The sequence below is a fragment of the Vibrio sp. 1641 genome (assembly GCF_033339995.1).
Lineage (GTDB): Bacteria > Pseudomonadota > Gammaproteobacteria > Enterobacterales > Vibrionaceae > Vibrio > Vibrio alginolyticus.
Map to the genome: position 1 here is coordinate 1 of NZ_JAWOVP010000517.1, position 516 is coordinate 516.

Consider the following 516-nt stretch of genomic DNA (forward strand, 5'->3'; position numbering starts at 1 on the left):
CCATTTACTGCGCTACCGGACACCGCCGACCATGTTAATGCCGAATAAACTAACCCGCATGGTAACCACCCCCAAACAAAACCAAAGGGCAGTGCGTGTATTGGCTTTTTAAGTGGTAAAAGGCTTTTTCCAGCTGGAGAGATATACTTCCAAAGGTGCTGGCCCATCTTTTCTACGATGAGTAAACCTTGCCACCATTTCGCAATATATAACGCAACCAAAATCATGAAGATTGCGGCAACAAAACGCAGCCACGCAAGAGATTGAGCTAAGCCACTGAGTTCCGATAATCCTGATATTGCACCTCCGACAAGTGCGCCTATTAAGGCGTAACTGATGAGTCGTCCAAGGTTGTAGAATAAAGGTATGGTTGGGGAGGATTTTGAGCTTGAACTACCTAAGGAAAGTAGGGATGCGATACCACCACACATCCCCATACAATGGCCGGCCCCGACAAGGCCGATAAGCAAAGCACCTAAAAAATCAGGATTCATAAAACATACTACGGTTTCTTAT

At 45.9% G+C, this 516-nt stretch carries 1 protein-coding gene; it reads right to left on the reverse strand.

The window, feature by feature from the left end; translation table 11 throughout:
- Positions 1 to 494: sulfite exporter TauE/SafE family protein (locus R7Z47_RS26880; protein ID WP_318131030.1), on the reverse strand; the 494-nt coding region annotated here is incomplete at its 3' end.
- Between the last annotated feature and the right edge of the window lie 22 nt (positions 495 to 516).